We start from the raw sequence: 17,830 nt of genomic DNA, 5'->3' as shown, positions 1-17,830 counted from the left end.
GGCCTCGATGCGAACGGGGGAACGAAGTGACCCGTGAGCGGAGCGATCCGAGGGGCGCAGCGGGGGGCGCGCGAGTCGAGAACCGCGGGGGCTTCCGCGGTCGTCACTCGCAGGGTCCCCCCGGAAGCGACGACCAGCGAATCACGCTCGACGCTCACGACAGATCGAACTACCGCGGCACGAAGGGTTTAGCCGCCGCCGCCACACCACGCCGATAATGCTCGACGTAGGCGACGACGCCCCCGAGGTAACCGCGCCGATGGCGACTCCCGAGGCCGCCGCGAACACCGAACGCGGAAGCTACACGAGCGGCGACGTGAGCGAGTTCTCCCTGGCGGACGCGCTCGACGACGGTCCTGTGGTCCTCGCCTTTTACCCCGGAATCTACTCCCGAACCTGCACGCAGGAGCTGTGTGAGCTTCGCGACTGGAAGGCCGACCTCGCGGAGGCGGACGCGCCGCTGTACGGCGTCAGCGCCGACACCCCGTGGTCGCTGCTGGCGTTCATCGACGAGTACGACCTCCAGTACCCGCTCGTGTCTGGATTCAATAACTCGATCATCGCGGACTTCGGGGTTCGCCGGGAGGAGTCGATCGTGGCGGGCATCGCGAACCGCGCGGTGTTCGTGGTCGCCCCTGACGGCACCGTCTCCTACACCTGGCTGGCGACCGAGCCGCTGACGTTCCCCGACACAGACGAGGTGGAGGCGGCGGTCGCCGAGGCGACACGGTAGCGTCGGCTGCGACACGGTAGCGGCGGCGGCGACACGGTAGCGGCGGCGGCGACACGGTAGCGGCGGCGGCGACACGGTAGCGGCGGCGGCGACGCCCAAGCGACGCCCCGGCACCCCCCGGCGCCGGTCTGTCGATGTCGCGCCGGCGGAAGCTTTGTCACCCGCGGCCGAGAGCCCCGGACGATGCCCTCCGCCACGCACGACGCCGGGAGCCTCGGCCGACAGATCGCGTTCGCGTTGGCTGCCGCGATCGTCGCCGCGGTCGCCGGTACCGCACAGGGACTCGTCCCGACGCTGATCGACCTCTCGACCGAGACCGTCTGGCTGATCTCCGCCGCCGGCGCGCTGTCGTCGCTCGTCGCCGCGCTGGTCGCGGGCGCGGCCGGCTACGCCGCCGGACTGGGTGATGCCCAGGCGGGGACCGTCCTCCGGACCGTGATCGTGTTCGCGGGCGCCGCGGTCCTCGCGTACGCGGCGGCGGCGGTCGTGTTCGGGCTGCTCACGCCGAACGGGGGCGTGAGCCCGCCTCTGGCTGCGGCCGCGGGCGTCGCCGGGCGGACCGTCCCGTTCGTCGCCGGCGGCGTCGCCGGGGCGGCGCTCTCGCGTGCCCGGAACGCGACCGACGGGTCCCGCGACGCAAGCTACTCGGCGGCGCGCGCGAACAGCGAGGTATGACCAACGCGCCCGAGGAGGCCCTCCCCACGGAGGGGCTCGTCTGCGTCGTCGGCGCCGGCGGCAAGAAGACGACCCTCTACACGCTCGCGAACCGCCTCGACCGCGCGGTCGTCACTGCAACCGTCCGGATCCCCATCTTCGACGACCACGTCGCGCGCGTCGTCGTCGACGGCGACGCGGTCGCCGCGCTGGAGCGCCACGCCGCGGACGCCGACATCGGCGTCGACTGGCCGCTCGGGCTCGTCCCGGAACAAGAACGGGATGACCGCTACCTCGGCTACGACCCGTCGGTCGTCGACGACCTCGCGGGCGCCCACGACGGTCCGGTGCTCGTGAAGGCCGACGGCGCGCGGATGCGCGAGTTCAAGGCGCCCGACGACCGCGAGCCGCAGATCCCCGACGGCGCCGACGCGGTCGTGCCCATCGCCTCCGCGCACGTCGTCGGCGAACCCCTGACGGACACGCGTGTCCACCGCCCCGAGCGCGTCGCCGCGATCGCGGGCATCGACGAGGGCGACGAGGTGACCGCCGATGCGGTCGGTCGGGTGCTCGCGTCGCCCGAGGGCGGACTGAAGGACGTGTCCGCCGACGCCGAGGCGGTCGCGCTCGTGAACAAGGTCGACGACGCCGACGACGAGGCCGTCGGCCGCGAGATCGCTCGTGCGGCGTTCGACGCCGACGGGCCGGGACGACTCGACCGGGTGGTTCTGGCGGCGCTCGGAGAGGGGCGGATCGTGGACGTGATCGACCCCTGACCGGTCGCGCTACTCGAACGCCTCCGCGGCCGCCTCGAACTCCTCGCGCGTGTTGAGGTTCTCGAAGGTCCGGTCGTCGACGCCGAGGGCGGTCAGTTCGTCGGCGCCGACGACCACGTGGTCCAGATCGAGCAGGGGCGCGACGATCTTGCGGTCGCCACGCTCCAGGGCGGCCTCGCAGGCCTCCGACATCGGGCCGGCGCGGTACACCGCGTGGGTGGTCTGGAACCACTCGTCGTCCACTCGCGGGACGACCGCGTCGTGGCCGTCGAGCCGGTCGAACAGCGCCGCCACGAACCGCGGGTCGACGAACGGCATGTCGCAGGCGACGACGAACGCCGCCTCCCCGGCGTCGCCCCACCCCTCGACGCCGCGGAGGGCCGTCCGGATGCCCGCCATCGGCCCCTGATCGGGCGTCGGGTCCTCGGCGTAGCGGACGGGGAGCGCGTAGCCGTCCATGGCGGCCCCGATGGCCTCGCGCTGGTCGGGGCGGCAGTTGACGACGAGGCGGTCGGCGACGTCCGAGAGCCGGTCGGCCACCCGTCGGACCATCGGGACGCCCGCGAGGTCGGCGACGGCCTTGTCGCGGTCTCCGAACCGTGTCGAGCGTCCGCCGGCGACGATCGCCGCGTACCGGGTCATGACCGGCGATCCGTCGCCCCGGGTAAAAACTCCCGCGCCCGGATCGGGTGCGGCGGCCGGGTCCCAGCGCGGATTGCGACTCGCCTCCTGGCAAACGCTTAACGGCGTCGACCGACTCGTCCGTACCGATGGAACGGACCCGGGTCCTCCGCGTCGACCTCTCGGCGGGGACCGTCGCGTTCGAGGCGGTCCCCGAACAGCGGCGCCGCCGCTACCTCGGCGGGAAGGGCCTCGGCGCCCGGTATCTGTACGACGAACTGGACGCGGGCGCGGACCCCCGCGGCCCCGAGAACCGCCTCGGGTTCATGCTCGGGCCGCTGTCGGGGGCGCTCCCGGGCGAGTCGCGCTACGCCGCGGTGACGAAGTCGCCGCTGACGGGCGCGTTCCTCGACTCCTACTCCGGGGGCACCTTCCCCGACCGGCTCGCGGGGTCGCTGCCCGACTGCCTCGGCGTGCTCGTGACGGGCGCGGCCGACGAGCCGACGGCGCTGGTCGTCGGCGACGGCGACCCGCGGCTGGAGCCCGCGGACGACCTCGCGGGCGCGGACACGGTCGCCACCGCGGAGGCGTACCCGAACGCTGCGGTCGCGTGCGTCGGCCCCGCCGGCGAGCGCGAGGTCGCGTACGCGACGATCGCCTCCGACGCCGGCGACCACCACGCGGGCCGCGGCGGCGCCGGCGCGGTGATGGGCTCGAAGAACCTGAAGGTGGTCGTCGCCCGCGGCGACCCGCCGGCGGTGCCCGACGAGCTCGCCGATCTCCACGCGGAGTACGCCGACGCCTTCGCCGACGCGGACGCCGGCAAGTGGCAGACGGCCGGCGAGACGCTGGAGTCGATCGACTTCGCCGCCGAGGTGGGCGTGTTGCCCGCGAACGGCTGGCGCGACACCGCGAACGAGGTCGACGGCATCGGGATCGAGGCCGCCGAGGCCGCCGCGGCCGAGCGCGAGTACCCCGAGGACGACGTGCCCGGCGGCTTCCGCGTCGAGACCGACGACGGCGAGACGGTTCCCCGCGGCGCGGCGCCGATGACGCTCGGTGCCGGGCTGGGGATGGACGACTTCGACGCGGTCGCGGCGCTCGGGGAGGCGTGCGACCGCCTCGGCGTCGACGTGATCACCGCCGGCAACGCCGTCGCGTGGGCGGTCCGGGCCGACCAGGTCGACTTCGGCTTCGGCGACGAGGACGGTGCCCGGCGCCTGATCGAGCGGATCGCTCGACGAAGCGACGGCGACGACCTCGCGGACGCGCTCGCGGAGGGCGTCGACGCCGCCGCCGAGCGCTACGGCGGCGACGGCTACGTGCCGACGGTGAAGTCGATGGAGCTGCCCGCCTACGACCCCCGCGGCGCGCTCGGGATGGCGCTGGCGTACGCGACCGCCGACCGCGGCGGCTGCCACCGCCGCGCGCGGCCCATCGAGGAGGAGGTGTTCCGCGAGGACTGGGACACCGCCCGCCGCGTCGAGGCGGTCGTGGGTGCCCAAAACGCCCGCGCGACGCTGTGGAGCCTCGTCGTCGACGACTTCGCCGGCGAGACGCTGTGGGACGATCTGGGCGCCGAGTGGCTCGACGCGCTCGGCGTCCCGCACGACGACCTCCGCCGCGTCGGCGACCGGGTGTGGACGCTCGTGCGGCTGTTCAACGCCCGCGAGGGGTTCGACCGCGAGGCCGACGTGCTCCCGCCGCAGTTCTCCGAGCCGCTCCCGGACGGCGACGCGCCCGCCGCCGGCCGCGCCGTCGACGGCGAGGCGTTCGAGCGCCTGCTCGACGCCTACTACGCCGCCCGCGGGTGGGACGACCGAGGGATCCCGACGACCGAACGCTGTCGCGCGCTGGACCTCCCGACCGACGCCCCCGTCCGATCCGCCGACCGCACGCGAGCCGACGACTGACACCACCAGCGATGCCCGACAAGATAGATCTCGACGAACTCGACGTACAGCCCGACGACGACGAGCGACCCAACCGCGGCGACTGGTTCTGGGGGAACGACGCCGAGGACGCCGAGCCGACCGACGGCGACGAGGAGGCGGGCGACGGAGACGACGGGTCGGCCGGCGCGGACGACGGGGCCGGCAGCGACGACGACGCGTCGGCGCCAGCGACCGGTTCGGACGCGGGCGACGCGGACGCGAGCGGCACGGACGCGGTCGACGCCGACGGCTGGCGCTCGGGTGCCGCCCGGGCGGAGGAATTGGGCGCCGACGACCCCGACCCCGTCGAGTACGACGACGACCTGGGCGCGGACTCGTCGTCGACGCCGCGGGTGCCGTACGCGGACGACGACAAGCCCGTCGGCATCCCCCGCGAGGGCGGGGGCGGGGGCGGCGTCTCGGCGGACGCGCGCGACGAGGAGACGCAGGAACAGCCCGAGGCGACGGGACCCCACGGGGAGACGAAAAGCGAGATGACGATGGCGCTGTCGTACCGCGCGATGCGGTCGCTGTCGAACCTCCACGCCGCGCTCGCCGACGCCGAGACGTGGACCGACTACGTGGGCATCGTCGGCGACGTGGACGCCCACGTGATCAACAAGTACCAGCGCGACAACCGGCTGGACCTCGACTTCTTCAACGGCACCGGGACCGGCCCGGGCGAGCGGCTGGAGGAGGTCGGCCCGAACTCGATGTTCTACGCCGACCGGATGGTGCTCGTCGGCGTCGAGTCGACGGGAGAGCGCGCGTGGGCCGAGCGCGCCGGCTGGGAGTTCGTCCCGCTCTCGGAGGCCGCCGAGGCGTCTGGATGGGCGGTCGATGGCGAGGAGGGAGAAGACGAGGATACCCAGAGCGATGCTGGTGACGACGGCGATGACGCCGAACCCGACGCCTTCGACGGCGACGCTGGCGACGAGAATTGAGGCCGGGGCTCGGCCGTCGGGTCGCTCGCGACCGGAGGTACACTTTTTGTGATTCCCGTGTCACTGTCCCCCTATGGGACTTCGAAACGCCGTCTCACAAAGCTGGGTGCTGACCGCGATGGCGACCGGGATCGGGCTGTGGTGCGCCTACATCGCGGTCCAGACGTTCGCCGCGAGCGAGAACCTGTGGGCGTTCTCCGGCTCGTACGTCGGAACGAACGCCGTCGGCGGGCTCGCCGGCGTCGCGGTACTCGCGGGCATCGTCGCGCTGCTGTTCGTCTACATGGCCGAGCTCGGCGAGTCCGACCCCGCGCCGCGGGCGTGGCCGCCCGAGGAGTGAGGTCACCCGAGGAGTAAAGTCGCCCGAGAGGTACGCCGCGGCGGGACCGTCGCCGGCGTCGCCGGCGTCCCCCGACCGGGGACAAGGCTAACACGCCGGATCCCGTTCGTCCGTCCATGCAGTACGAGTGCGTCGACTGCGGCACGATGACGCGCGTCGGCTCGCCCGAGGGGGAGGTCCGCCGGGAGTGTCCGGTGTGTGAGACGGTGACCCTGTGGGAGCCGGCGTTCGAGGGCCAGGGGGTGTCGTTCTGATGGCGATCTCCTTCGAGCCGAGCGACCGCCTCCGCGAGGCCGCCGACGAGTGGGCCGACCAGCGCATGATGGAGGAGGAGCGCGCGCTGGAGGTGAAGCTCGAACAGGCGTTGCTGGAGATCGAACACCTCGTCTCCGGCGGCACGGAGGTCACCTTCGAGGTCGAGGACGGGGGCGAGCGGGTCCGGTTCTCCCCCAGCGACGACCTCGCGACGTTCCTCGACCGGCAGGCGGAGGAGTCGGGGCTGTCGGCCGAACGGCTGCTGCGCCTGCACGTCGACCTGTTCGCGAACGTGTTCCTCGAGGACGACGCCGAGCGCCCGCCGAACGCGCCGCCGACGGAGTAGCGCGCCCGTCGCCGAACGCGGCCGTCCCGAGATGCCCTCCGTCGCCGAGGCGAGCCGCCCCCGGGACAACAGCTAAGTTCTCGGATCCTGATCACTGCCACATGGCAACGGAGGACACCGGCTGGCGACCGAAGGGCGGACTGGAGGAGTACAAGGGCCACGAGGTCTGGGAGTACGAGAGCGGTCCGCACGAGGAGAACCGCCGCGAGAGCGAGGGCGAGGTCGACCTCGGCGGCGTCGCGGCCGAGGACGACGAGTAAGCGACGGGTCCGCTCGGCCGCGCTCAGGTGATCGTCAGGGGGAACGCACGCTTTTCTCGGGGCGGCACGACGAAGTTCGCCCGCGACTGCGTGGTGATGAAGTTGAGGATGCCGTTGTTCTCGCGGTCGGTGATGTCCGGGTGGTCGTCGCGCAGGTACCAGCCGTTCATCGACTTGCGCGTCCGCCGGAAGTGCGCGAGCTCGCGCTGGTAGCTGAGGAAGTGCACGCCCGTCCGGCCGTCGTCGACGGTGTTGAAGTCCCGCCGGAGCACGAGCGGCTCGCCGTCCCGGCGGACGCGCGCGACCTTCTCGTGGTGGCCGACGCTCCCGTGCTCGCGGGCGTGCTCTCGCACCTCGTCCGCGAACGGCACGTTCGTCGTCAGCTCGGCCACGTCCTCGGTCGAGAACTCCGGGGAGAACATCTTCCCGACCCGGCTCGCCTCGTCGAGGGAGAACCACTGCGGGAGGTCGAAGGTGATGTGCGAGAGGTGCGCGGTGGTGCCGCCGGCCAGCGGGCCGTCGTCGATGGCGACGCGGTCCTCGCTCGCCTGGCTCCCCTCGCGTCCGGAGAAGAACCCCGAGAACATCGGCGCGTCCGCCTCCAGCCCCTCCACGTCGACGTGTTCGTCGGGGAGCCCCTCGCCGAGAAAGCCCGTCCGGCGGTCGCGACGGCGGAACACGCCGTCCAGGGTGTGGTCGACCGGCTCCCCGTTCACCTCCTCGCGCGAGCCGAACAGCGCGCTCTCGGCGGCCGGGAGATGCGAGGGCACGTCCGACTCCAGCACGAGCATGGCGTCGAAGCGTTGGAGCTCCTCGTCGTCGGTCCGGGTGAGCACCTCCGGGTGCTCGATGGGGACGCGCCCGAGCGCGCCGTTGTCGTCGAAGTACGTCGACCCCCATGCGAGGGCGTGAAACAGCCCGTCCGGCGCCCAGTCGTACGCGGCCTCCACCGTCCGGAGGGCGCGCTCGACGGTCTCGGCGGCTCCCTCGGAGGGGTCGCGCTGCAGGTCCAACAGGAGGACGCGTCGGTGGCGCGCCTGCAGCGGGTTGCCGTCGGCGTCGCGCCGGAGCACGTCGCGCTGGGCGAACTGTCTGCTCGGCACCGAGTGCGGGTTGGAGTCGAGCGGGAGCCCGGGCGGCGAGCCGGTCGTGCAGCCGGCGACGCCGATACCGGCCGCGACCGCGAGCCTCCCCAGCATGCTCCGGCGGGACGGCATTCTATGACGGTTCACGGTGTACGCGAGCAAAAGCGTTCGGTCGGGGTGCCTGGGACCGGGCCCGAGCCGACCGGAGAGGACAGGCTGGACCAGAGCGGACCGAATCGGAACGGACCGATGCGGACCGGGCTGGACCGAAGCAGCCGAGGCGACGCGTCGGCGGTCGCTACCCCGACACAAACGCTTTGAGTCCACAGACCGAGTCATCCCGTATCATGGGCGGAACACACGCGAACCTCCCGCTCGCGCTCGGTCCCGCGTTCGTCGTGCTCGGCGTCGGGGTGCTCGTCCTCGCGCTGGCGACGTACGACGCGTACCGGTCGTACGACGCGACGGGGGGTGTCGACGGTTCGGCGGGGGGAGTCGCCGACGCGTCCGGTACCGGCGGCGACGCCTCGGGGGGTGGCGCCGATGAGTAGCCCGATCGCGCCCGCCGAGGACGGCGGACGCCGGGGGGAGGTCGCCGACGCCTCCGGCGGCGACCGCGGGCGGATCGCCGACGCGCTGTACTGGGTGCGCGTCGGCGCGTACTCGCTCGCGTCGCTGCTCGCGCTCTCGCTGCTCACCGTTGGAACCGTGGCGATCATCGCGGAGATCAAGGGGACCTGGCACTGGGCGATCCACCTCGAATCGACGATCAGCTACATGGGCATCTTCATGGGCGGCCTGCTCGCGCTGTTGGTCCCGTTGCTCGCCGTCTCGCTGACCGCGCGGGTGGTGTTCGATGTCTGACCGGCGCGTCGGGGTCCCCGACCGGCTCTCCGGCGCGTGGCTCGCGCGGGCGTTCGCGGCGCTGTCGGTGCTCGGACTGCTCGTGACGGTCGCGGGCGTCGCCGCGATGGCGATCGCCGCCGAGTCGATCGGGCGGAAGACGTGGGGCGCGTACTTCGCGATGGAGCAGGCGATGGCGATCGGCACCCCGGTCGCCGTCGCCTTCGCGGGGCTGTCCGTGCTCGGCGGCTTCGCGGTCGTCTACACGGCGGCCGGGCCGGATCCGGAGTCGACGCGGCGGCCCGCGGACGACTGAGAAACGCGCGGTTCGGCCGGCTCGCGGCCGCGACAGGGGACCGCCGCGGCGACGCCGACCGCGTTCACACCATCTGCGCGACGATCTCGTCCTCGAACTCGACGAGGCCGGTCAGGATCTCCGCGGCCGCCAGGAACAGGGGTTCGTCCGTCTCCTCGCGGATGTCGTCGGCGGCGTCGTCGACCCACGTCATGAGGTGGTTGTCGAGGAACACGCGCTCGTAGCCGAACGTCTCGTCTCTCCCCTCGCGCTGTTTGGTCACGAGCCACCGGAGGAACGCCAGCTCGACGGCGACGAAGTCGTTCTCCTCGGGGTACTCCTCGGGGGGCGTCCAGCCGGCCGCGCCGTAGCTGGCCTCCACCTCCGCGAGCCCCTCCCCGATGAACTCCGTGTCGTCGCGGTAGTTCGTCTCGTGCAGCAGGACGGGCGGGCGCGGGCCGACGAACACCTCCGTGTACTCCTGCCGCAGATCGCTGTGCAGCTCGGACACGTCGTCGCCCTCGTGGGCGTCGACGAACGCCCGGACGTGCTCGAACCCGGCGTCGAGGTGCTCGTTGACGCTGTCCTCCGGGGTGCGCATGTCGCCCGAGAGGAGATGCGAGAGGAACTCCTCGGTCGGGGCGTCGTGGAACACCTCGATGCAGAAGTCGATCAGCTCGATCCGGGCGTCGTAGACGGCGAGTTCGTCGGTGCTCATGGTGTCAGTGGGTGTGGCGGTCGTCCTGTCGCTTACCGGTTGTCGAACAGCAACTGCGCGCGGCAGTCGCCGCAGTACTCGAAGACGCTGTGCTCGGAGTTGGGGGCGATCCCCTCGACGAGGTCGCCGACCTCCGACTGGATGTGCTCGGCGGAGGCCGCCGAGGTGAACGGGTCGCCACAGCGGACGCACTCCAGCATCTCGCCGTCGTGAACCGTCTCCCAGCGGGGATCGTCGTCGGCGACGGCGCCCTCGCCGGCGGTCCGGTTCTCCGGCAGTCGCGAGAGGTCCAGCCCTTGCTCCATCGTGATCGCCGTCTCGGGGCAGCCCTCCTCACAGAGCCCGCAGTTGACGCAGTCCTCGTGGTTGAACTGGAGGTTGCCGTCCTCGGTCCGGCGGATCGCGTCGGTCGGACACAGCGTCGAACACGTCGGCGTGAGGTTGCAGGCGTCGTTGACGGACATCACGCCGAAGTCCTTCAGCCCGCGAACCGTCTCGCGCTCGGGCTCGGCGAACTCTAAGATCCGACGCACCGACTCCAGCGTCCAGTCGTGGCTGTTGAACGCGGGGTTGGGCTTGTCCTCGCGGACGACGCCGGTCGAGCGGTGCTCGCCCTCGGGCACGGGCGTCGGGTCCAGCGTCAGTTCGGTGAAGCTGCTCAGCTCCTCGACGAACTCGCTCGGCTCGCTGGGGTCGGGCGCGAAGAACGCGACGCGCTCGCCCAGGCCCAGATCCCGCGTCGCGCGGTTGAGCCGCTCGACGAGTTCCGCCTTCGGGTCCGGGCCGGAGTGGAGGCAGTCGCCGCCGCAGCCGATGACCGCGACGCCGGCGGCCCCGGCCGCCAGCGCGTGCATGACGTGCCCCTCGCCGACGGTGTCGGTGCAGTTCACCTCGACGGGGAGCACCGGCGGGTAGGTCACGTCCTCGCCGGCGGCGGCGCGGCTGCCGTACTCGTCGAGCGCCGCCGCGGCGCGCTCGTCGCAGGTGAACGCGATCACGGGCGTCTCGATACCGTCGTCGCCGCCGGTGAACGGCCAGATACCGCCCTCGTCGGTCTCGCGGCTCAGCAGCGCCTCGACCTCGCGGGCGATCCGCTCGTTCGACGGCTCCCGTAGCGATGTCGCGCCCGTCGGGCACGACGAGGTGCACGCGCCGCAGTTCTCGCAGGCGGTCAGGTCGAACTCCACCTCGTCGACGGCGGGCCGATCGACGGCGTCGTGCGGGCAGGCGTCGACGCAGGCGGTACACCCCTGCTGGCCTGAGTCGCCCGCGGCGCACACGTCCATGTCGAGATCCAAATATTTCGGCTTCGAGACACCTCCGAGCAGGGACTCGACGGAGGCGATCGTGCCGGAGTCGACCGGGCCGGTGTAGTAGCCGATCCGGCCGCCGCGGGCGGTCGACGTGCCCGCGGGGTCGACGACCTGGTCGGCCTCGACGGTGCGCGTGACGCCCGCCAGATCGATCGCGTCGGTCGGGCAGCAGTCGGCCCACTCCCCGTCGGGCGCGTCCGGGTGGATGTCGACGGGGCGGCGCGTCACCATCCCGTCGGGGCCCTCCTTCACGCATTTCATGCAGGAGATGCAGTCCTCGGTGACGCGGGCCTCGACCTGCACTTCGAACTCGCCGAACCCGCCCTCGACGCCGACGAGCCGGCCGCGCTCGATGTCGACGTCCGAGAGGTCCGCGTCCGAGTCGTCGTCGCGACGACCGTCGGCGTACTCCGCGCCGTCCGCGAGCAGTGTCACCTCGGCGGAATCGGCGAGCGCGGCCGCGGTCTCGGCGTCGCCGACAACGACCACGCGCTCGCCCGCCTCCCGCGAGACGGTGCGCGTGGCGGCCTCGTACTCGAGGCCGGTGCGACGCGCGTTGAACAGCCGCGCGGTTTTGTCGGTGGCGTCGTCGCGCTCGTGGACCCAGCCGGCCCGCTCGCGGTGGTCTACGTAGGCGGCCGCGTCCGGGTGGAGCCCGTTGCGCTCGACGAGGTCGTCGAACGTCGTCTTACAGCCGTCGTCGCAAGCGCCGACGATCAGCTGGTCGAGGTCGTACTCGTCGATCAGCCCGTCGACGGCGGGCAGCGCGTCCCGGCACAGCTGCTCGGAGGACGCGACCACGTCGACGTCGCGGACCCCGTCGCGGACCGACTCCAGGTCCACGTCGCAGGTCCCCCCGCACGAACAGACGAATGCCCCGACGTTCATCGTCGGAGTCAACGGGGTGGCGCGTATATACCTTGCGCCGGGAGATCGCCGGACGGCATTATCTCGGATGATCGTTCCGGTTGTTTTAGGGTCACCAAAAAAATCCAGGTACGATCGGTGCGAAGTTTAATGAAGGTCGATTACGTGTCATGTCACGATAGCCCATCAACCAGTGGTGAATGTCAACATGAAACAATGAGCACGGAACCGGTCTCACTGGACCTAGACAGACGGTCGTTCATGAAGGCGAGCGCGTTGGCCGGCGCGGTCGCCCTCGGTGGCGGCGGCGCGGGACAAGCGCTGGCGCAGAGCGACGGCGAGGAAGAGAACGGAACGGACACGGATCACACGGAGCTGACGAAGACGATCTGCAACTACTGCTCGGTCGGGTGCGGCTTCCACGGCGAGCGGAAGGGGAACGCCTTCGTCGGCCAGGAGCCCTGGGAGGACCACCCGGTGAACAACGGGTCGCTCTGCTCGAAGGGCGCGGGCATCTACGAGACGGAGCACTCCGAGAAGCGGCTGAAGTCGCCGATGCGGCGGGTCGACGGCGGCTGGGAGAAGCTCTCGTGGAACGAGGCGTACACCACGGTCGCGGACGAGCTGACCCGGATCAAAGACGAGTACGGCCCCGACAGCACGATGTGGCTCGGGAGCGCGCACCACTCCAACGAGGAGTCGTACGCGTTCAGGAAGCTGGCGTCGCTGTTCGGGACGAACAACTGCGACCACCAGGCGCGCATCTGCCACTCGACGACGGTCGCCGGCCTCGCGAACACGTGGGGCTACGGGGCGATGACCAACTCGATCAACGACTATCGAAACTTCGATATGAACTTGATCATCGGTCAGAACCCGGCGGAGGCCCACCCGATCGCGATGCAGCACATCCTCGAGGGGCAGAAACGCGGCGGGAAGATCGTTGTCGTCGAGCCGCGGTTCACGAAGACCGCGGCCCACGCCGACTACTTCTACCGCCTGCGCCCGGGCACCGACGTGGCCCTCATGATGGGGGTCGTCAAGCAGCTCCGCGACCGCGGGGAACTGGACGACGAGATGATCGACGAGCGCGTGCAGGCGTGGCCCGACGTCGAGGACGACCTCGACGACTACGACATCGAGACGGTGTCGGACATCACGTGGCTCTCGACCGACGAGATCGAGGAGCTAACCGACCTGGTCGCCGAGCACAGCCCCAAGATGCAGATCGAGTGGGCGATGGGCGGGACCCAGCACAACAACGGGACCCAGAACATCCGCTCGTACGCGATGCTCTCGCTCGGCTCGGGCTCCGCGGCCCAGTCGGGCGGCGGCCTGCAGGTCATGCGCGGTCACGCGAACGTGCAGGGGGCGACCGACCTCGCGGTCGCGAGCCACATCCTGCCGGGCTACTACTCGGTCGGCTCGCCCGGCTCGTGGCAGTGGTGGTGCGACGTGTGGTCGCGCACGCCACAGACCTCGGGAACGATCACCTTCGACGAGCTGTATCAGGAGTACGACGAGATGCCGCCGGAGAAGTACGTCCGGCAGTCGACGAACACCGAGAACGCCGACGAGATCGACGAGTCGTTCCCGGCGGAGAACTCGATGATGTTCCAGAAGGGGCTGACGGTGGCCCGCTGGTTCGACGCCGCGCTCCCGCAGGAGGACCGGCTCAACGAGACGCCGATCTACCAGCCCAATCAGCTGAAGGCGGCGATCGTGTGGGGGCACTCGCTGAACTCCATCTCCGAGATGGAGAAACAGCGCAAGGCGATCGAGAACCTCGACCTGCTGGTCGTGGTGGACGTGTTCCCGTCGGTGGCGTCGGTGCTGGCCGACGTGGACGAGTCCGACACGGAGGTCGTCCTGCTCGCGGCCTCCAGCCAGTACGAGCACTACCGCTCGCTGACGAACTCCCACCGCGCGACCCAGTGGTCGGAGCCGGTTCGCCCGCCGGGACACAACTCCCGTCCCGACCTGCAGATCATGCAGGAACTGGCGGGACACCTCGGCATGGGCGAGCACTTCGACTGGGGGTCGGGCCCGGCGCTGTACAACGGCAAGTCGACGTACGAGTCCGTCATTCGGGAGTTCAACCTCGGGATGCGGACCATCGGCTACTGCCAGGACCCGGCACGGCTCCAGCAGCACCTGGAGTACGACTACGCCTTCTCCACCGAGGACACGAAGGCGCACGCGCCCGGCACGCCCGTCGACGGCGAGTACTGGATGCTCCCGTGGCCGTGCTGGGGCGAGGGACACCCGGGGACGCCGATCCTCTGGAACGACGACATGGACCCCCGCGACGGGGGCCAGGACTTCCGCACCCGGTGGGGCACGCAGGCGCCCACCCCCGAGGAGTGGGACGGGATGGCGACCGACGAGCCGTACCCGATGCAGACGACGTACGACCAACAGGGCGAGGAGGGGCTCAGCCTGCTGCGTGACTCCTACGAACCCGACTGGTGGGACGGCACGATCGAGGGCGTCCCGCAGTACCCCGGCTTCGCGACGACGATGCCGGACGACGCGTCCAACGCGGACGCGCTGACGATCCCGTACGAGTACGCGCTCAGGGAGGACACCTCCGTCGCCGACGCCGCCGAGGCGATGAACCAGAAGTACGACTGGGCCGACTACGACATGAACTTCTACGGGCAGTTCGACAACCCGCAGCCGGACGCGCCGACGGGGCGCGGCCGCGCCCGCGGGGTCGTCTGGAGCTTCCTGGACACGACGCCCGTCCACCGCGAACCCATCGAGAGCCCGCGGCCGGACCTGGTCGAGCAGTGGCCCGCCAACGGCCAGCAGCGGAACTTCTACCGCCTCGACCAGAACAACAGCACGACACAGCAGGAGTCCATGCAGCGGCTCACCGACGCCGGCGCCTTCGAGGAGCAGTCGGGCAACGGCGAATGGACGATCCTCACGAGCGGTCGCCAGGTGGAGCACCAGGGCGGCGGCTCCGAGACGCGCTCGAACAAACACACCGCCGACCTCCAGCCGCACATGTACGTGGAGATCAACCCGGACATGGCCGAGCGGCTGGACATCGACGGCGGCGAGCTCGTCGTCGCCTCGACGACCGACCGCGGCTCGATCCTGCTGAAGGCGCGCGTCACCCACCGTCCCAACGACAGCGAGACGTTCTTCCCGTTCCACTGGGGCGGGATGTTCAAGGGCGAGTCGCTGGAGGAGCGCTACCCCGACGGCACCGTGCCGTACGCGATCGGGGAGTCGGTGAACGCGATCACCTCCCGAGGCTACGACGTGGAGACGCAGATGCAGGAGACCAAAGCGTCGATGGTACGGATCCAGAAGGCGACGCCGGAGGTCGTCGAGGAGCTGTCGATGCGGCCCGTCGAGGAGGACGGCCTCTCGGAGAACGTCGTCGACATCGAGTCGTACGAGTTCCCGCAGGACCGCGACGGCTTCGGCCGGCAGAAGGACTTCGACGTCCGCGACAACAGCACGGTTCAGTGATTCCCAATGGCAACTAACGAAACCAGCGAGCAGGTGATGGGTCAGGGGGTGATGAGCACCGGCGACGATGCTCGGATCTTCCCTGACGTCGAAGCCTGCATCGACTGCGGCGGGTGCGTCGTCGCGTGCAAGCGGACGTGGGACGTGCCCAGGGACGAACAGCGAATCAGCATCTCGACGATGCTGGAGGGACAGCCGGCGGAGCCGATGGAGCGGTACAACACCAACAGCGGCGGCGCGCTCGGACAGGAGGGCGCCTCGCCCGGCGAGACGGCGATCCCGATGCAGTGTTACCACTGCGAGGAGGCGCCGTGCGTGTCGGTGTGCCCGACGGACTCGCTGATCAAGAAGGACAACGGGTTCGTCGACGTTCGCGACAACCTCTGTGTCGGCTGCCAGTACTGCCTGTCGGCGTGTCCGTTCGGCGCGCCGCAGTTCCCCGGCTCCGACGAGGGCGCCGCCCGGCTGTTCGGCAACGGCGGCACGATGGACAAGTGTACGATGTGCGAGGAGCGCCAGGACATCGGCAAGGGGCCCGCCTGCGCCGAGGAGTGCGCGACCGACGCGCTGCTCGTGGGAGACGCCGAGGAGATCTCGTCCGAGCTCGACCGGCGCGGCTCCGACTCGTTCTTCAACGGCGTCGCCATGGAGATCATCTTCGGCGAGGACGCCGACGAGTTCGAGGGGAGCAACGCATGAGCTACCGAGAGCACCTCCCGGAGACCGAGGGCTACCCGCGTGCGGCGATCGCGATCAACGCGCTCGTCGCGATCGCGGTGACCGCGCTGATCCTGTGGTGGGCCGCGGACTTCGCGGTGTTCTACGAGGAGCTGTTCCGCATCCAGCCGGTCGCCGAGGGAGCCAACGCCGGCGTCGGCTCCGACTGGACCTCCGGGAACCAGATCGCCTGGCTCGACTTCCTGATCGCGATCACCCACGCGGCCGACGTGATCATGGGCGTGTTCATCCTGTTCATGGTGTTCCTCCACTGGGGCGCGTTCCGCCGGCTCGCGAGCCGGATGCGCCAGCCCGGCGACTCGGGCTCCAGCGCCGTCGCCGCCGACGGCGGGCAGGTCGAGGGCGGAACGACGGCAGGGGACGGGACGACGACCGAGGACGCCGCCGGCGACACCGTCGGCGACGACGGGGGTGAGACCGCATGACACAGCTCGATCACGGGAAGTTCAGCAAGATGACGACCACGTTCCACACGCTGTTGGCGCTGGACGTGTTCGTGCTGTTCTTCTCGGGCTACAGCCTCATGTTCAACGACGAGCTGTGGTGGATGGTGAACCTCATGGGCGGTGCGACCGGCGTCTCGGCGGTCCACCGGATCGCCGGCGCCGGGCTGCTCGCGCTCATCGTCTTCTGGATGTTGATGATGGTGACGACCGACACCGGCCGGGGCAACTTCCGGGAGATCCTCCCGTCGAAGGGCGACTTCGACGCGTTCGTTCAGGACGTGCGGTTCCTCCTGGGCAGCGCCGACGAGCGCCACCCGAACGCCCGCCAGTTCGCGGGCGGCACGGCCGACGAGATCCCGCTGCTCACCTACATCGGCAAGGGTGTCGTGTTCATCTTCGCCGCCGAGCTGACGCTGTTGACGATCTCCGGGCTCCTCATCTGGTCGAAGACCGGCGTGATGGAGCTCATGGCGACGAAGACCGCCGCCGCGGCGTTCGTCACGTTCCACGGGCTGCTCGGCGTCATCATGCTGATGGGCGTGATGTTCCACATCTTCGAGCACGGCTTCCACCCGGCGCTGTACCCGGTGGAGGTGAAGGCGTTCATCCCGAAGTCGATGATCCCCGAGCAGCACGACGACGACGCGGAGGGAACGGGCATCGAGCGGCTCGAACTCTCCCCGTCCTGGAATATGGCGTCGACGGTCGTCGGCGCGATGACGGTGATCGGCATCGTGTCGGTGTTGCTCGGGAGCCTCTTCGACGAGGGGTATCCCGTGCCACGGGAGATCGCGATCGGCGGCGGGCCGACCGACATCCTGCTGACCGTCGGCATCAACATGGGCGTGTTCGTGCTGCTGCTCGGGCTCGTCCTGCAGATGTACGGGAACCTGCTGCGCGTTCGCTGGCAGAAGCAGCTGGAGCAGGAGGCGTCGGAACCGACGACCGCAACCGACGGCGGGCGCGTCGAGTCAGAGGAGTAAGGCGAGACGCGAGCGAAGCGAGCGTCTCGGAGTAACGGCGGCGGACTCTTCGGGTCCGCCGCCCACGAACTCGGTGAGCCGGCGAAGCGAACGTCTCGACCCGCCGGCGCGTCCGTGCTCGCGCCGTCGCGTCTCTCTGTTCGATCCACACGAGCGACGTGTCACGATCGCGTCGGCAACAAGGCTCATATCG

At 70.6% G+C, this 17,830-nt stretch carries 20 protein-coding genes; 16 read left to right on the top strand and 4 right to left on the bottom strand.

Annotated elements, in window-relative coordinates; translation table 11 throughout:
- Nucleotides 1-217: 217 nt before the first annotated feature.
- The 3 genes from K6T50_RS07340 (at nt 218) to yqeC (ending at nt 2,163) form a co-directional block, all read left to right on the top strand.
- Nucleotides 218-733 (top strand): redoxin domain-containing protein, encoded by a 516-nt coding sequence (locus tag K6T50_RS07340; protein ID WP_222608739.1) that lies wholly within the window; start codon nt 218-220, stop codon nt 731-733.
- Nucleotides 734-916: 183 nt separating this feature from the next.
- The gene (locus K6T50_RS07335; protein ID WP_222608738.1) at nt 917-1,408 is read left to right on the top strand and encodes a hypothetical protein; all 492 of its coding nucleotides are present in this window, start codon (nt 917-919) and stop codon (nt 1,406-1,408) included.
- Nucleotides 1,405-2,163 (top strand): selenium cofactor biosynthesis protein YqeC, encoded by a 759-nt coding sequence (gene yqeC, locus K6T50_RS07330; RefSeq protein WP_222608737.1) that lies wholly within the window; start codon nt 1,405-1,407, stop codon nt 2,161-2,163. Before K6T50_RS07335 ends, yqeC begins: the two co-directional genes overlap by 4 nt.
- Before the next feature lie 9 nt (nt 2,164-2,172).
- On the opposite strand, the gene mobA is transcribed toward yqeC, so the two are convergent.
- Entirely contained in the window at nt 2,173-2,805 is a 633-nt protein-coding gene (gene mobA, locus K6T50_RS07325; RefSeq protein WP_222608736.1) for a molybdenum cofactor guanylyltransferase, read from the bottom strand.
- A gap of 128 nt (nt 2,806-2,933) precedes the next feature.
- Here mobA and K6T50_RS07320 point away from each other — a divergent pair, with 128 nt between their 5' ends.
- The 6 genes from K6T50_RS07320 to K6T50_RS07295 all read left to right on the top strand — a co-directional run bounded on the left by K6T50_RS07320 (nt 2,934) and on the right by K6T50_RS07295 (nt 6,863).
- Nucleotides 2,934-4,697, top strand: a complete 1,764-nt coding sequence (locus K6T50_RS07320; RefSeq protein WP_222608735.1) for an aldehyde ferredoxin oxidoreductase family protein — start codon at nt 2,934-2,936, stop codon at nt 4,695-4,697.
- Between the two features lie 11 nt (nt 4,698-4,708).
- Nucleotides 4,709-5,662, top strand: a complete 954-nt coding sequence (locus K6T50_RS07315) for a DUF7124 domain-containing protein (protein ID WP_222608734.1) — start codon at nt 4,709-4,711, stop codon at nt 5,660-5,662.
- Between the two features lie 73 nt (nt 5,663-5,735).
- Nucleotides 5,736-6,002: a hypothetical protein gene (locus K6T50_RS07310; protein ID WP_222608733.1), complete on the top strand. Its 267-nt coding sequence runs from the start codon at nt 5,736-5,738 to the stop codon at nt 6,000-6,002.
- A 116-nt stretch (nt 6,003-6,118) separates the two neighbouring features.
- Nucleotides 6,119-6,256 (top strand): hypothetical protein, encoded by a 138-nt coding sequence (locus K6T50_RS07305; protein ID WP_222608732.1) that lies wholly within the window; start codon nt 6,119-6,121, stop codon nt 6,254-6,256.
- Nucleotides 6,256-6,603: a hypothetical protein gene (locus K6T50_RS07300; RefSeq protein WP_222608731.1), complete on the top strand. Its 348-nt coding sequence runs from the start codon at nt 6,256-6,258 to the stop codon at nt 6,601-6,603. The genes K6T50_RS07305 and K6T50_RS07300 overlap by 1 nt, the downstream gene beginning before the upstream one ends.
- Nucleotides 6,604-6,704: 101 nt before the next feature.
- Nucleotides 6,705-6,863 carry a hypothetical protein gene (locus K6T50_RS07295; RefSeq protein ID WP_222608730.1) on the top strand — a complete coding sequence of 53 codons (159 nt, stop codon included), beginning with the start codon at nt 6,705-6,707 and terminating at the stop codon, nt 6,861-6,863.
- 23 nt (nt 6,864-6,886) lie between these two features.
- On the opposite strand, the gene K6T50_RS07290 is transcribed toward K6T50_RS07295, so the two are convergent.
- Entirely contained in the window at nt 6,887-8,080 is a 1,194-nt protein-coding gene (locus K6T50_RS07290; RefSeq protein WP_222608729.1) for a DUF7405 family protein, read from the bottom strand.
- A gap of 215 nt (nt 8,081-8,295) precedes the next feature.
- Between K6T50_RS07290 and K6T50_RS07285 the strand changes: the two genes are divergently transcribed.
- Genes K6T50_RS07285 through K6T50_RS07275 form a run of 3 tightly spaced genes read left to right on the top strand, consistent with a single transcriptional unit; the run spans nt 8,296 to nt 9,107 of the window.
- Nucleotides 8,296-8,499 carry a hypothetical protein gene (locus tag K6T50_RS07285; protein ID WP_222608728.1) on the top strand — a complete coding sequence of 68 codons (204 nt, stop codon included), beginning with the start codon at nt 8,296-8,298 and terminating at the stop codon, nt 8,497-8,499.
- On the top strand, nt 8,492-8,812 hold the full coding sequence (locus K6T50_RS07280; RefSeq protein ID WP_222608727.1) for a hypothetical protein: 321 nt from the start codon (nt 8,492-8,494) through the stop codon (nt 8,810-8,812). Before K6T50_RS07285 ends, K6T50_RS07280 begins: the two co-directional genes overlap by 8 nt.
- Nucleotides 8,805-9,107 (top strand): hypothetical protein, encoded by a 303-nt coding sequence (locus tag K6T50_RS07275; protein ID WP_222608726.1) that lies wholly within the window; start codon nt 8,805-8,807, stop codon nt 9,105-9,107. The genes K6T50_RS07280 and K6T50_RS07275 overlap by 8 nt, the downstream gene beginning before the upstream one ends.
- 64 nt (nt 9,108-9,171) lie before the next feature.
- On the opposite strand, the gene K6T50_RS07270 is transcribed toward K6T50_RS07275, so the two are convergent.
- Entirely contained in the window at nt 9,172-9,804 is a 633-nt protein-coding gene (locus K6T50_RS07270) for a TorD/DmsD family molecular chaperone (protein WP_222608725.1), read from the bottom strand.
- Between the two features lie 32 nt (nt 9,805-9,836).
- On the bottom strand, nt 9,837-12,005 hold the full coding sequence (locus K6T50_RS07265; protein ID WP_222608724.1) for a hydrogenase iron-sulfur subunit: 2,169 nt from the start codon (nt 12,003-12,005) through the stop codon (nt 9,837-9,839).
- Nucleotides 12,006-12,200: 195 nt separating this feature from the next.
- Here K6T50_RS07265 and K6T50_RS07260 point away from each other — a divergent pair, with 195 nt between their 5' ends.
- Genes K6T50_RS07260 through K6T50_RS07245 form a run of 4 tightly spaced genes read left to right on the top strand, consistent with a single transcriptional unit; the run spans nt 12,201 to nt 17,637 of the window.
- The gene (locus tag K6T50_RS07260) at nt 12,201-15,470 is read left to right on the top strand and encodes a molybdopterin-dependent oxidoreductase (RefSeq protein WP_222608723.1); all 3,270 of its coding nucleotides are present in this window, start codon (nt 12,201-12,203) and stop codon (nt 15,468-15,470) included.
- A gap of 6 nt (nt 15,471-15,476) precedes the next feature.
- Complete coding sequence (locus K6T50_RS07255) at nt 15,477-16,169, top strand: 4Fe-4S dicluster domain-containing protein (protein ID WP_222608722.1); 693 nt, start codon at nt 15,477-15,479, stop codon at nt 16,167-16,169.
- Nucleotides 16,166-16,633, top strand: a complete 468-nt coding sequence (locus K6T50_RS07250; protein ID WP_222608721.1) for a hypothetical protein — start codon at nt 16,166-16,168, stop codon at nt 16,631-16,633. Before K6T50_RS07255 ends, K6T50_RS07250 begins: the two co-directional genes overlap by 4 nt.
- Nucleotides 16,630-17,637, top strand: coding sequence for a cytochrome b/b6 domain-containing protein (locus K6T50_RS07245; RefSeq protein WP_222608720.1), 1,008 nt, complete (start codon nt 16,630-16,632; stop codon nt 17,635-17,637). Before K6T50_RS07250 ends, K6T50_RS07245 begins: the two co-directional genes overlap by 4 nt.
- Nucleotides 17,638-17,830: the final 193 nt, after the last annotated feature.

It is taken from the genome of Halobaculum magnesiiphilum (assembly GCF_019823105.1).
Classification (GTDB): Archaea; Halobacteriota; Halobacteria; order Halobacteriales; family Haloferacaceae; genus Halobaculum; species Halobaculum magnesiiphilum.
Note: the sequence above shows the minus strand (reverse complement) of the source record. Positions and strands in the feature narration are given on the sequence as shown.